Genomic DNA, 13,162 nt, shown 5'->3' with positions numbered 1-13,162 from the left:
GCGCTACAGCCGGTTTCACGAAAACGGTCGCGCCTTATGACGGCCGAACCTGATGTCTGAGCGCGGTCGCCCTCGGGGAAAAGAATGTCACCTGCCGAACAACTGAAGCGCCAGGCTGCTGCCCGTGCCGTCGATCTCGTGCGCTCCGGCATGAAGCTGGGCCTCGGCACCGGCTCCACCGCCAAGCATTTCGTGGAGCTGCTCGCGGAGCGCGTGAAGGAGGGGCTTGAGGTCGTCGGCGTGCCGACCTCCGAGCAGACCCGCGCGCTGGCCGAGACGCTCGGCGTGCCGCTGGCCACCCTCGACGAGCAGCCGGTGCTCGATCTCACCGTCGACGGCGCCGACGAGATCGGCCCCGGCCTCGCGCTGGTGAAGGGCGGCGGCGGCGCGCTGCTGCGCGAGAAGATCGTCGCCACCGCTTCGGCGCAGATGGTCGTGATCGCCGACGAGAGCAAGCACGTCGCCACGCTCGGCACGTTCCCGCTGCCGATCGAGGTGGTGGATTTCGGCGTGACTTCGATCCGTCGCAGCATCGAGAAGGCGGGCAAGGCGGCGGGCTGCCATGGGCTGCTGACGTTGCGGCGTGGGCCCGACGGTCATGTTTTCGTCACGGATCAGGGACACCTGATCCTCGATGCTGCGTTCGGCGTCATTCCGGATCCCGGCTTGCTTGCGGCCCGACTGGCCGAAGTGGCCGGCGTCGTCGAACATGGTCTTTTCATCGGGCTTGCGAGCCGTGCCATCCTCGCGGGCGCCAGTGGCGTGACGGTTCTGGACCGCGCGTGACACATTCTGGCTAGGAGATATTCATGCTGGTTCCGTTTCAGTGGCGGAAGACGCGCATTGCGGCAGGTTTGGCGGCGGCGCTGATGGCTGCGGGTGCAATGGGTGTGGTGGCGACCCCGGTCGCGGCGCAGACCGCCCCGGCCGATGCGCCCGCGCCGAGCGCGGCGCAGGTCGCGCTCGCCAAGCAGCTTCTGGCGGCCAATGGCGAGGGCAAGAGCTTCGATTCGCTGATCCGTGGCATCATCGAGCAGGCGGCGGCAAGCTTCGTCCAGGCGAATCCCGACCTCATCCGCGAGCTGCGCGACGTCGCCAACAGCCTCGTGCCGCAATATGAGAGCCGCCGCGCCGAGATCGACGACATTCTCGCCCGCGCCTATGCGACCCAGTTCAGCGATGCCGAGCTGAAGGAAATGCTGGCCTTCTACAACTCGCCGACCGGCAAGAAGCTGGTGGAGAAGCGCCAGGCGCTGCTTGACCAGGGCATGCGGGGCATCCAGGCGTGGGGCGCCACCTTCGCCCGCGAGATGGAAGGCAAGGTCCGCGAGGAAATGAAGAAGCGCGGCTACACCATCTGAGCCGCCGCCGCCTTCACGAAAAAGCCCCGGCGCGAGCCTTCGCGCCGGGGCTTTTCGCTGTCTGCGGCACGGCGGAACGCGGTTCAGTCCTCGTCCGCCCCTACCGGGGCCCGATGGCCGGTGATGAGCTGGAACAGCAGCGGCCCCACGAGGGCGAGCGCGGCGAGGGACAGCAGCACCATCGCGATCGGGCTCTGGAACAACACCATCGGATCGCCGACGCTGATTGCCAGCGCACGGCGCAACTGCTGCTCGGCGAGCGGGCCGAGGATGAGACCGACCACCACCGGCGCGATCGGGTAATCGTAGCGGCGCAGCACATAGCCGAGCAGGCCGAAGGCGATGAGCATGCCGAGCTCGACCAGCGAAGGATTGGCGCCGAGCGTGCCGAGCGTTGCGAAGACGAGGATGCCACCATAGAGCCACGGCCGGGGAATGGCGAGCAGCCGCACCCACAGGCCGACCAGCGGCAGGTTCAGCACCAGCAGCATGCCGTTGGCGATGAACAGGCTGGCGATGAGGCCCCACACCAGTTCCGGCGCGGTGGCGAAGAGCAGCGGGCCGGGGTTGAGGCCGTATTGCTGGAAGCCCGCCAGCATGATCGCCGCCGTCGCCGAGGTCGGCAGGCCGAGGGTCAGCAGCGGCACCAGCACGCCGGCGGCGGCGGCATTATTGGCCGCCTCCGGCCCCGCGACGCCTTCGATCGCGCCGTTGCCGAACTCGTCCTTGCGGGGGCAGAGCCGCTTTTCCAGCGCATAGGAGAGGAAGGTCGGAATCTCCGCGCCGCCCGCCGGCATGGCGCCGATGGGAAAGCCGAGCACGGTGCCCCGCAGCCACGGCTTCCATGAGCGGCGCCAGTCGTCCTTCGTCATGAAGACCGAACCTTTCACCGGCTCGATCACCTCCTCCGCCCGTGCGCCCGCGGCGACGACGGAGAGTGTCTCGCCGATGGCGAACAGCGCGACCGCCAGCGTCGTCACCTCGACGCCGTCGAGCAGGTCCGGCACGCCGAAGGAAAGGCGCGCCTGCCCGCTCTGCAGGTCGATGCCGATGAGGCCGAGGGTGAGGCCGATGAACAGGCTGGTCAGCCCGCGCGTGACCGAGGAGCCGAAGGCCGCCGACACCGTGGTGAAGGCCAGCACCATCAGCGCGAAATAATCCTCCGGCCCGAAGGAGATGGCGATGTCCACCACCGTCGGTGCGATCAAGGCGAGGCCCAGCGTGGCGATGGTGCCGGCGACGAAGGAGCCGATCGCAGCCGTCGCCAGCGCAGGCCCCCCGCGCCCGGCGCGGGCCATCTTGTTGCCTTCCAGCGCGGTGACGATGGAGGAGCTTTCGCCCGGCGTGTTCAAAAGGATCGAGGCGGTCGAGCCGCCATACATGCCGCCATAATAGATGCCGGCGAACATGATCAGCGAGCCGGCGGGGTCGAGCTTGAAGGTGATCGGCAGCAGCAGTGCCACCGTCAGCGCCGGTCCGATGCCGGGCAGCACGCCGACCGCGGTGCCGAGCATGACGCCGACAAAGGCGAAGAGCAGGTTCATCGGTTGGAGGGCGACGAGCACGCCCTGTCCGAGTGCGGCGAAAGTGTCCATCGGTTGTTCCCCCGCTCAGCCGAAAAGGGCGCCGAGCAGGCGCTGGATCGCGCCGCCAACCGCGTGTTCCAGCGGGCCGGCGGGAAGCGAAAGCTGCAGGCCCAGCGCGAAGACGAGATAGATGAAGAGGCAGAGCACCGTGCCGGCCAGAAAATGCGCCCAGAGCGGGCCGCGCCCGAAGCCGCGTGCGGTGGCGGCGAACAGCCAGCCCGTCGCGATCGCGAATCCGGCGAAGGTCAGCAGCACGATCTGCCCCACCAGCCCCGCCAGCACCCAGGCCATCGGCCCGATCTCGTCCCGCGGCCGCTCCTCCTCGATGCCGCGCAAGGCCTCCACCGTGTTGGCGACCGCCAGAATGGCGAGGCCGATCGCGATGATGGTCGGGAACGCCGCCGGGCCGACCGCCGAGAATGCGTCCACGGCCGAGAGCCGCCACGCTTCCCAGCCGACCACGGCGGCGACCACGGCAAGGCCGGCGGCGATGACGAGCCGCCCCGTATCAGGGCCGCTTCGCACGATGGGGGAGGGCTCGCTCATGAAAGACTGTCCCGTCTTGCTGGGGGGGCGTGGTCGTGATCCGTCGCCGGTCAGGTCTTCCGCAACGGAAGGAAATTCAGGGTCGGAACGAAAGCGGAGGCCGACGATGCGGCCTCCGGGATCGGTTTCGCAGCGCAGCGGGCCGGCTTTCAGTGCGCGAGGCCGATGTCCTTCAGGATGGCCTGCGTCGCCGCGATGTCCTTGGCGAGCTGCGCCTCGAATTCCGGGCCGGCGAGGAAGGTGTCGGCCCAGCCCTTGGCGGCGAGCGTGTCCTGCCAGGTCTTGGACTTCGCCATCTTGGTGATGGTGTCGGTCAGGGTCGCCTTCTGTTCGTCGGTGATACCGGGCGCCGCGGCGACCATGCGCCAGTTCTGGATCTCGACGTCGATGCCGCTCTCCCTGAAGGTCGGAACGTCCTTGGCTTCCGGCAGGCGCTCCGGGCTGGAGACGGCGAGGATGCGCAGCTTGCCGGCCTTGGCCTGGGCGTCGAACTCCGACAGGCTGGCGATGCCGACCGTCACCTTGCCGCCGAGGATGGAGGCGAGCGATTCGCCGCCGCCGGAGAAGGCGATGTAGTTGATCTTGGTGGGGTCGACGCCGACCGCCTTGGCGATAAGCCCGGCGGTGATGTGGTCGGTACCGCCGGCCGAGCCGCCGGCCCAGGAGACCTTGCGCGGATCGGCCTTCAGCGCCGCGACGAGATCGGCGGCGGTCTTGATGGGCGAGGAGGCCGGCACCGCAAGCGCCTCGTATTCGCCGGTGAGGCGGGCGATGGGCGTGACCTTCGAGAGATCGACCGGCGCCTTGTTGGTGATGATGGCACCCACCATCACATAGCCGCCGACGATCAGCGCATGGGGATCGCCCTTCGAGCCGTTGACGAACTGGGCGAGGCCGATGGTGCCGCCGGCGCCGGGCACGTTCAGCACCTGCACATTGGCGGAAAGCTTCTCGGCCTGCAGCGCCTGCTGCATGGCGCGGGCGGTCTGGTCCCAGCCGCCACCCGGCGCGGCCGGCGCGATGATCTTGAGCTCGCCGACCTGTGCCTGTGCCGTGCCTGTGGTGAGGGCGGCCGGCAGGGCGGCGCCCAGCGCAAGCGCGACGACGAGAGTGCGGATGATACGCGACATGAGGTTCCTCCAGCGGCAGCAACATCCTGCGTCGGGATGTCGCCTTCAAGTGTTGGAGCGCAGGCTAGAGCGCACTTCCCCAACTGTCGAGCACCACCAAAGAAGGTTCAGGCGGGCGATCGGCGCGGTGAGCCGCGAAGCTCTGCGTCATGCCTCGCCGGCTTCTGGCGGGCTGGCGCGGCATCGAAACAGCAGCAGCGGAACATGACCGCCTCCGCTGCGCGAGGCGGCTCATGCGCACAGGATACGCTGGGGCAGGAAAGTGCGGTCAGGGGGTCGCCGCGCACGGAGCGATCGGCCCGTCTGCCGCCGCTTTCGGCATGGCTGCGCTGCGCCGGCTTGACGTGCGCCGCGCGGGGGCTGACATCAGGCCCGCATTGAGGCGCGCAGCTTTTCAGGAGCGCAAACATGGCCGAGGCCGCATCGACCTACGACACCGACCTGTTCGTCATCGGCGCCGGTTCGGGGGGCGTGCGCGCCGCCCGCATCGCGGCAGGCTATGGCGCGCGGGTCATGGTGGCGGAGGAATACCGGGTGGGCGGCACCTGCGTCATCCGCGGCTGCGTGCCCAAGAAGCTCTTCGTCTATGCCAGCCGCTTCGCGCATGAATTCGAGGACGCCGCCGGCTTCGGCTGGACCGTGGAAGGCGCGCGATTCGACTGGCCGACCCTGATCGCCAACAAGGACAGGGAGATCGCCCGGCTGGAAGCCGCCTATGCCCGCAACCTCGCCAATGCGGGGGTCGAGGTGGTCGCGCAGCGCGCGGTGATCGAGGATCCCCACGACGTGCGTCTCGCTGACGGCACGCGCGTCACGGCGGGCACCATCCTGATCGCGACCGGCGCGCGCCCCAATCTCGGGCTCGACATTCCCGGCCGCGACCTCGCCATCACCTCGAATGAGGCGTTCCATCTTGAGAGCTTCCCCGAGAGCATCGTGGTGCAGGGCGCAGGCTATATCGCGCTGGAATTCGCCAGCCTGTTCGCCGGCCTCGGCGCGCGCGTCACGCTGGTGCATCGGGGAACGAGCCTGCTGCGCGGCTTCGATGCCGAGATCAGCAACCGGATCGCCGAGGAACTCGCAAACGCCGGCATCACGCTGGAACTCGGCGTCACCATCGAGGCCATCGAGAAGGCCGGCGGCCAGCGCGCGGTGCTGCTGAACGACGGGCGCACGGTGGTGGCGGACCAGGTGATGCTCGCCATCGGCCGGGTGCCGAACACGATCGGCCTCGGGCTCGACGCCGCGGGCGTGCATCTGAACGAGGCCGGCGCGATCGCCGTGGACGCGGCTTCGCGCACCAATATCCCGTCCATCTATGCGGTGGGCGACGTGACCGACCGGGTGAACCTCACCCCCATCGCGATCCGGGAGGGCCATGCCTTCGCCGATACGGTGTTCGGCGGCACGCCATGGAGCGTCGATCATTCGCTGATCCCGACCGCGGTGTTCACCGAGCCGGAGATCGGGGTGGTGGGGCTGACCGAGGAGGAGGCGCGGCGCTCCGGCCGGCGGGTCGACATCTACAAGACCGGCTTCCGGCCGATGAAGGCGACGCTCTCCGGTCGGCAGACGCGGGTCTTCATGAAGCTGGTGGTGGACCATGCCGACGACCGGGTGATCGGCGTGCACATGATCGGCGAGGCCTCGGCCGAGATGGTGCAGCTCGCGGGCGTCGCCATGGAGGCGGGTGCCACCAAGGCGGTGTTCGACCGCACCGTGGCGCTGCATCCGAGCGCGGCGGAGGAGCTGGTGACCCTGCGCTCGAAGGACGCTTCCAGCGATCCGCGCCTGCCGGAAGCCTCCGCCGAGGCGACGCCGGCGCTGTGAACGACACGCCGCCCCGCGGCACGCCGCAGGAGGGCGGTTTCGCAAGGCTCCGCGGGCGTCAGTGCTCTGGTTTGCGCGGGGGCTTCAGTGTATAAGGCCCGCCTTTCCGCCCGGGGTCGAGGGACCGCAGGCAAGGGCGGAGGCATGATGAGGAGGTTTCGATGGCTGAACGCTGGACTCCCGGCTCCTGGAGGGCAAAGCCCATCCAGCAGGTGCCGGACTATCCGGACGCCGGGGCGCTTGCCGCGGTGGAGCGTCAGTTGGCCTCGTTTCCTCCGCTCGTTTTCGCCGGCGAGGCGCGGCGCCTGAAGCGCGAGCTGGCCAAGGTCGCGCAGGGCGAGGCCTTCCTGCTGCAGGGCGGCGACTGCGCCGAGAGCTTCGCCGAGCATTCGGCGGACAATATTCGCGATTTCTTCCGCGTCTTCCTGCAGATGGCGGTGGTGCTGACCTATGCCGGCGCCTCCCCGGTGGTGAAGATCGGCCGCATCGCCGGTCAGTTCGCCAAGCCGCGCTCGGCGCCGATGGAAAAGGTCGGCGATGTCGAGCTGCCGTCCTATCGCGGCGACATCGTCAACGACATCGAGTTCACGCCCGAGTCGCGCATCCCCGATCCGCGCCGCCAGCTCGAGGCCTACCGCCAGTCGGCCGCGACGCTGAACCTTCTGCGCGCCTTCGCCAATGGCGGCTATGCCAGCCTCGGCAACGCGCATCAGTGGATGCTCGGCTTCGTCAAGGACAGCCCGCAATCCGGCAAATACCAGGAGGTCGCGGACCGCATCACCGAGGCGCTCGACTTCATGCGCGCCATCGGCATCGACCCGGAAACCCACCCGGAGATGCGGACCACCGATTTCTTCACCAGCCACGAGGCGCTGCTGCTCGGCTATGAGCAGGCGCTGACCCGCGTGGATTCGACCAGCGGCGACTGGTACTCGACCTCGGGCCACATGATCTGGATCGGCGACCGCACCCGGCAGGCCGACCACGCTCATCTGGAATATTGCCGCGGCGTGAAGAACCCGCTCGGCCTGAAGTGCGGCCCCTCGCTGAAGCCGGACGACATGCTGCGCCTGATCGACATGCTGAACCCGGAGAACGAGCCGGGCCGGCTGACGCTGATCGCCCGCTTCGGCGCGGACAAGGTGGACGCCCACCTGCCGGCGCTGGTGCGCGCGGTGCAGCGCGAGGGCCGCGCCGTTGTGTGGTCGTGCGATCCCATGCACGGCAACACGGTGAAGGCGGGCTCGGGCTACAAGACCCGGCCCTTCGACATGATCCTGAAGGAAGTGCGGGACTTCTTCGCCGTCCATGCGGCGGAAGGCACCTATCCCGGCGGCGTGCATCTGGAGATGACCGGCAAGGACGTCACCGAATGCACCGGCGGCGCCCGCGCCATCACCGATGCCGACCTGAAGGACCGCTACCACACCTATTGCGATCCCCGGCTCAATGCCGAGCAGGCGATCGAGATGGCGTTCCTTGTGGCGGACCTGCTCAAGACCGCCCGCGCCGGCCGCGTGCGCCCGGTGACCCGCGCGGCGGAGTGATCCGTTCCGACAGGACGATGGCCGCCGAGACGATACCTGAATGAGAAGGGCGGAGGATGCACCCGGCATCCTCCGCCCTTTTTCTTTGCCGGCGAAGCTGCGATCAAAACTTCAGGGTGAGTGAACCCTTCACGGTCTGGTCCTCGAAGCCGCCGCCGAACTGGCCACCATAATTGGCGGAGAGCGTCCAGCTCTCGGTAAGGGCGAAGTCGAGCCCGGCGTCGAGCACCAGCGCATCCTCGGCGATCGGCGCGCCCTCGATCGAGAAGGGCGTACCGCCGGAGAAGGCGAACACCGAATCCGGCGTGGTGTCGCCGAAGGCATGGCGCCAGCCGATCAGGCCGCGCGCGGTCGCCGCCATGGTGCCGAGCTCGAACCGGCTGGAGGCGCGCAGGCCGAGCGTGGTGTAGGTGAGGTCGTCGGTGGCGCTCCCGCTGCGCAGGGCGGCGGGGCCGCCTTGTTCGGTGAAGCCGTCGGTGTGCAGGTTCACATAGGCGACGTTGGCGATGGGCTCGAGGGTCGCCCCGCCCAGAGCGAAGCGATAGCCGGCTTCGGCGAAGACCTGCGCGGTGCCGGCATCGTAGTCGGCGTGCAGCGAATCCGAGAAGCCGGTGAAGCCGGCAAAGCGGCGGGTGGTCACGTCGCTCCAGGTGTAGGCGCCGCCGAACTTCAGGCCGACATTGCCGATGAGCGTGCCGGCATAGGCGCCGATGTGGTAGTTGTCGCTTTCTCCGGACGAATGACGGCTGTCGACGTCGAAGCTGCTCTGGCTGTAGCCGCCGACCACGCCGACCCGCCAGCTTTCCGCGACCAGCGTATCCGCGCCGATGAAAAAGCCGCCGATGGAGCGGTCGAGACCCGCCGCATTGCCATTGCCGTTGGTGGAGCCCCACGAGCCGAAGCCATACGCCCAGAAGGCGCTGGAAGGCGCTGCGATGCCCGGCGGCGCCTTGACCGGGGCCTTGGTCGGGAAGGCCGGCGCGGGCGTGACGATGACGGCCGGCTCGTCGAAGGTGGCGTCGATCCGGCTCAGCATCGCATTGCGCAGGAAGCGGCTGTCCTCGATCAGCACACCCTTGCCGGACGCATTGATCTCGCCGGAAATCGCGTCGAAGGCCGCGCGCGCCTCGCCTACGGTCTGCAGATTGCCGATGGCGTCGTGAAGCGTGCCGGTGCCGAGCGAATCCGCCCCCGCCGCTGCCGCCCGCTGGTTCGGCGTGAACCCGGCCGAGGCGAAGGGGCTGGTCTGCAGCACGTCGAGATAGACGTGGGTGGGATCGTAGGCCGCGACGAGGCTGTAGAACAGCGAGACATCGGTGTCGCCGGTCACCGCATAGGTGCCGTTCACACCGCCATCGGCGGAAACCACTGTGTAACGGTAGCCGAGCTGGTAGGGCGTGCTGTCGAGCTTCACCACGTCGAGCACGGAACCCGGCTCCAGCGTGGCGCTGCCGGTGACAGCGAGCAGGTCGCTCGCGCCCGCGCCGGTGACTTCCGCCTGATAGGTCGAGCCGGCCTGCTGTACATAATTGCCGGCGACGTTCAGCGTGCCGATGCTGCCGCCGGGCGCGATGGTGGAGCCCGCCAATGCTGTGACGTTTCCGACCGTGCCGTAGCCGCCCAGCGCCGCGCCGCCGCTGACCGTGACGGAGGACGAGGCCAGCGAGCCGTCGACCCGCAGCAGGCCCTCAGCGACGGCGGTGGCGCCGGCGAAGGGGCTGTTCGCGGTCATCAGCAGTTCGCCGGCGCCGGTCTTGATGAAGGTGCCGGTGCCGCCCAGCGGGTTGGCCATGGTGGCGCTGGTCGGCTGGTTCACGATGAGGGTGGCGTTGTCGTAGATGGCGCCGGAGCCGAAGCTGGTGGCCGAGCCGACCAGCGTGCCGGCCTCGACCGTGGTGGTGCCGGTATAGGTGTTCACTCCGTTCAGGACGAGGGTGCCGAAATCCTGTTTGGTAAGACCTGCGGTGCCGAAGAGCGGCGCGTCGATGGTCGCGAGGTAGCCGGCCCCGGCAGCCGTGCCGTCGCCGACCGCGATGTCTGCGACGATGCCGGAAAGTTCGATCGGCTGGCCGACGATGGCATAGCCGCTGACCGCGAACTGCGCCCCGGCAATGCTGACCTGACCGGCGCTGTTGTCCACCGTCACTGTGCCGGGCTGGCCGGCGAAGATCGGGGTCGGGGAATAGGTGCCGCTGGCCGAGCCGGCGGAATCCGTCCAGTTGGTGGCGCTCGCCGTCCACACGCCGTCGCCGCCATTCACCTGACCGTTCGGGCTGGCGAAGGCGCCGTTCCAGTACTGCACCGGCGAGGAGCCACCGCCGCCCACCACCGCACCGAAGCCGTCGAGATAGGCATAGCCGGCATGGGCGCCGTAGGGGCAGTCATTGGCCAGCAGAGAGAGGATGAAGTCGTGCCCCTGGCGGCCGGAAACGTCGATGCTCGCGGTCAGCCAGTCCGTGTAGTACCAGCCGGTCGAGGATTCGACGAACACGCCGGGGGCGGTGGCGGAATTGAGGTTGTAGGAATAGACGACCTCGTTGGTGGTGGCGTCCACCAGAGTCACGATGAAGGCGTCGGAGTCGGTGGGGCCGTGAGATTGCTGTAGCACGGCGGAATAGGCGAACTCGATCTTTGGATCGGTGTAGTTGTTCACCCGCTGGCTGATGGTCGAGACCGAGTAATCGGAAATGTCGTTGTTGACCTGCGCCGAGTGATTGCCGCCATAGACCGTGCGCAGCACGTTGTCCGTATTACTGTCGGTGCCGGTATTGGTGACGGTGGCGATGCCCGCTCCGGCAACGTAGTTGGCGCCGCCTGGCAGATAGTCGGACGGCACCGGATAGGGGCCGCCGAACCAGGAGCCGCCGCCCACCGTCCAGCCATTGAGCGTGCCGTCCTCGAACGTGCCGTTGATGAACTGGTCGGCATGGGCGCCGGTTGCCAGCATCAAGGCCAGAATGGACGTGGAAGCCGCCAGCGACGGCAAATGCCTTCTCATGAAAATCCACCCCTCGAATGAACCACAAAGCTTCGTTCGACGGAGAGGCAGCCCACACTGCACCACCGTCGGCCTAAGGGAACGAAGCCGTTCTTGAACCTGTGAGCGGCAAAAAAAAGCCGCAACGCGCACTGCAGAATGAACTACGCGAAAGATTATCCCGCGTTTGTCCAAAGGTAATATGAATTTGGAAGCGAAACGCCAACTTCTGCCCAAATCCCGCCATATGTTGCCTGCTGGCCACGATTTTTGGAGCTCAGGGGTATCCTGTTAGCTGCGACAGGCCGTTTCCATTTGGTGGCTGGCAGAATGTCGCACCTGTGACATGGCGTAGCGCCGCGCGGGCTGTGCGGCGCGCACGATTCCCGGTGACGTGATCCCGAACCGCATCTTCGATCCGCAAGAGGGATGTCGGGAATGACGCTGCCGGCGCGCGCCACATTGCCCGCCGCCGTTTCGCCCGCTACATCAGGGGCATGATCAGCGCTCCCGTCGACCAGCTCCTCATCGCCTTCGCGCAGCTCAATCCGGTGGTCGGCGACGTCGCCGGCAATGCCGGGAAAGTGCGCGCCGCCCGCGCCCATGCGGGCGGGCAGGGCGCCGACCTGATCCTGTTCAGCGAGCTGTTCATCTCCGGCTACCCGCCGGAGGATCTGGTGTTGAAGCCGGCCTTCCAGCTTGCCTGCCGCGAAGCGGTGGAAGCGTTGGCGCTCGAGACCGCCGATGGCGGCCCGGCGGTGCTGATCGGCTCGCCATGGGTGGAGGCCAGCAAGCTCCACAACACCGTGCTGCTGCTGGAGGACGGGCGCATCTCGGCGCTGCGCCACAAGGTGGACCTGCCCAATTACGGCGTGTTCGACGAGAAGCGCGTCTTCTCTCCCGGGCCCATGCCGGGGCCGATCCCCTTCCGCGGGGTGCGGCTCGGCGTGCCGGTGTGCGAAGATATCTGGTCGCAGGACGTCATCGAATGCCTCGCCGAGACGGGCGCGGAGATCCTGCTCATCCCGAACGGCTCGCCCTATCGCCGCACCGTCTATGACGAGCGCATGAATGTGGCGGTGGCGCGGGTGGTGGAGAGCGGGTTGCCGCTCGCCTATGTGAACCAGGTCGGCGGGCAGGACGAGCTGGTGTTCGACGGCGGGTCCTTCGTGCTGAACGCCGACCGTTCGCTCGCCGTCCAGTTCCCGAATTTTCAGGAGCGCATCCGCATCACTCGCTGGGAACGCTGGGCCGATGGCTGGCGCTGCGAGGAAGGCGCGCGCGCCCCGCTGCTGGCGGGCGACGAGGCGGATTATGCCGCCTGCGTGCTGGGGCTGAAGGATTATGTCGAGAAGAATCGCTTCAAGGGCGTGGTTCTCGGCCTCTCGGGCGGCATCGACTCGGCGCTTGTGGCGGCGATGGCGGCCGATGCGCTCGGCCCGGCGCGTGTGCATTGCGTGATGCTGCCCTATCGCTACACCTCGAACGAATCGCTGTCCGACGCCGCCGGCGTCGCTGAGGCTTTGGGCTGCCGTTATGACATCGTTCCGATCGCCCCGGCGGTGGAGGGCCTCGAAGCCTGCCTCAAGCCGCTCTTCGACGGGCTGCCGCGCGATGTGACGGAAGAGAACCTGCAGTCCCGCGCCCGCGGCACCATCCTGATGTCGATCTCCAACAAGTTCGGTTCGATGGTGGTGACCACGGGCAACAAGTCGGAGATGTCGACCGGCTACGCCACGCTCTATGGCGACATGAACGGTGGCTACAACCCGCTGAAGGACCTCTACAAATCCGAGGTGTTCCGGCTCTGCGCCCTGCGCAACCACTGGAAGCCGGCGGGTGCGCTGGGAGCGGACGGGGTGGTGATCCCCGAAAACATCATCGTCAAGCCGCCCACCGCCGAGCTGCGCGAGAACCAGAAGGACCAGGACAGCCTGCCGCCCTATGACGTGCTCGACGCCATCCTCGAACGGCTGGTCGAGCAGGAGCGTTCGGTGCAGTCGATCGTCACCGAAGGTTATGACGCCACGACCGTGGCGCGGGTGGAGCGACTGCTCAACATCGCCGAATACAAGCGCCGGCAGGCCGCACCGGGGGTGAAGGTCACCACACGCAATTTCGGCCGCGACCGCCGCTACCCCATCACCAACCGGTTCCGCGAGACGGTGTAGGGTGCGCGCCGCAT

At 67.9% G+C, this 13,162-nt stretch carries 9 protein-coding genes; 5 read left to right on the top strand and 4 right to left on the bottom strand.

The window, feature by feature from the left end:
• Positions 1 to 84: 84 nt before the first annotated feature.
• Entirely contained in the window at positions 85 to 786 is a 702-nt protein-coding gene (gene rpiA, locus MWN34_RS04520; RefSeq protein WP_247027029.1) for a ribose-5-phosphate isomerase RpiA, read from the top strand.
• A gap of 23 nt (positions 787 to 809) precedes the next feature.
• Positions 810 to 1,361, top strand: coding sequence for a DUF2059 domain-containing protein (locus tag MWN34_RS04515; protein WP_247027027.1), 552 nt, complete (start codon positions 810 to 812; stop codon positions 1,359 to 1,361).
• 83 nt (positions 1,362 to 1,444) lie between these two features.
• On the opposite strand, the gene MWN34_RS04510 is transcribed toward MWN34_RS04515, so the two are convergent.
• The 3 genes from MWN34_RS04510 to MWN34_RS04500 form a co-directional block, all read right to left on the bottom strand.
• Positions 1,445 to 2,956 carry a tripartite tricarboxylate transporter permease gene (locus MWN34_RS04510; protein ID WP_247027025.1) on the bottom strand — a complete coding sequence of 504 codons (1,512 nt, stop codon included), beginning with the start codon at positions 2,954 to 2,956 and terminating at the stop codon, positions 1,445 to 1,447.
• 15 nt (positions 2,957 to 2,971) lie between these two features.
• Positions 2,972 to 3,493, bottom strand: coding sequence for a tripartite tricarboxylate transporter TctB family protein (locus MWN34_RS04505; RefSeq protein ID WP_247027023.1), 522 nt, complete (start codon positions 3,491 to 3,493; stop codon positions 2,972 to 2,974).
• 149 nt (positions 3,494 to 3,642) lie between these two features.
• On the bottom strand, positions 3,643 to 4,623 hold the full coding sequence (locus MWN34_RS04500) for a Bug family tripartite tricarboxylate transporter substrate binding protein (protein WP_247027021.1): 981 nt from the start codon (positions 4,621 to 4,623) through the stop codon (positions 3,643 to 3,645).
• 408 nt (positions 4,624 to 5,031) lie between these two features.
• On the opposite strand from MWN34_RS04500, the gene gor reads away from it, so the two are divergent.
• Together gor and MWN34_RS04490 are read left to right on the top strand one after the other, a co-directional pair.
• Positions 5,032 to 6,453, top strand: a complete 1,422-nt coding sequence (gene gor / locus MWN34_RS04495) for a glutathione-disulfide reductase (RefSeq protein WP_247027019.1) — start codon at positions 5,032 to 5,034, stop codon at positions 6,451 to 6,453.
• Between the two features lie 161 nt (positions 6,454 to 6,614).
• Positions 6,615 to 8,000: a class II 3-deoxy-7-phosphoheptulonate synthase gene (locus MWN34_RS04490; RefSeq protein ID WP_247027017.1), complete on the top strand. Its 1,386-nt coding sequence runs from the start codon at positions 6,615 to 6,617 to the stop codon at positions 7,998 to 8,000.
• A 103-nt stretch (positions 8,001 to 8,103) separates the two neighbouring features.
• On the opposite strand, the gene MWN34_RS04485 is transcribed toward MWN34_RS04490, so the two are convergent.
• On the bottom strand, positions 8,104 to 10,998 hold the full coding sequence (locus tag MWN34_RS04485; protein WP_247027015.1) for an autotransporter family protein: 2,895 nt from the start codon (positions 10,996 to 10,998) through the stop codon (positions 8,104 to 8,106).
• Positions 10,999 to 11,474: 476 nt separating this feature from the next.
• Between MWN34_RS04485 and MWN34_RS04480 the strand changes: the two genes are divergently transcribed.
• Entirely contained in the window at positions 11,475 to 13,148 is a 1,674-nt protein-coding gene (locus MWN34_RS04480; protein WP_247027013.1) for an NAD+ synthase, read from the top strand.
• Positions 13,149 to 13,162: the final 14 nt, after the last annotated feature.

The organism is Ancylobacter crimeensis, from assembly GCF_023016805.1.
GTDB classification, from domain to species: Bacteria; Pseudomonadota; Alphaproteobacteria; order Rhizobiales; family Xanthobacteraceae; genus Ancylobacter; species Ancylobacter crimeensis.
Note: the sequence above shows the minus strand (reverse complement) of the source record. Positions and strands in the feature narration are given on the sequence as shown.

What these genes read in the sequence shown, in the direction of transcription:
- rpiA (WP_247027029.1), top strand. Translation starts at nt 85, where the DNA reads ATGTCACCTGCCGAACAACTGAAGCGCCAGGCTGCTGCCCGTGCCGTC.
- MWN34_RS04515 (WP_247027027.1), top strand. Translation starts at nt 810, where the DNA reads ATGCTGGTTCCGTTTCAGTGGCGGAAGACGCGCATTGCGGCAGGTTTG.
- MWN34_RS04510 (WP_247027025.1), bottom strand. Translation starts at nt 2,956, where the DNA reads ATGGACACTTTCGCCGCACTCGGACAGGGCGTGCTCGTCGCCCTCCAA.
- MWN34_RS04505 (WP_247027023.1), bottom strand. Translation starts at nt 3,493, where the DNA reads ATGAGCGAGCCCTCCCCCATCGTGCGAAGCGGCCCTGATACGGGGCGG.
- MWN34_RS04500 (WP_247027021.1), bottom strand. Translation starts at nt 4,623, where the DNA reads ATGTCGCGTATCATCCGCACTCTCGTCGTCGCGCTTGCGCTGGGCGCC.
- gor (WP_247027019.1), top strand. Translation starts at nt 5,032, where the DNA reads ATGGCCGAGGCCGCATCGACCTACGACACCGACCTGTTCGTCATCGGC.
- MWN34_RS04490 (WP_247027017.1), top strand. Translation starts at nt 6,615, where the DNA reads ATGGCTGAACGCTGGACTCCCGGCTCCTGGAGGGCAAAGCCCATCCAG.
- MWN34_RS04485 (WP_247027015.1), bottom strand. Translation starts at nt 10,998, where the DNA reads ATGAGAAGGCATTTGCCGTCGCTGGCGGCTTCCACGTCCATTCTGGCC.
- MWN34_RS04480 (WP_247027013.1), top strand. Translation starts at nt 11,475, where the DNA reads ATGATCAGCGCTCCCGTCGACCAGCTCCTCATCGCCTTCGCGCAGCTC.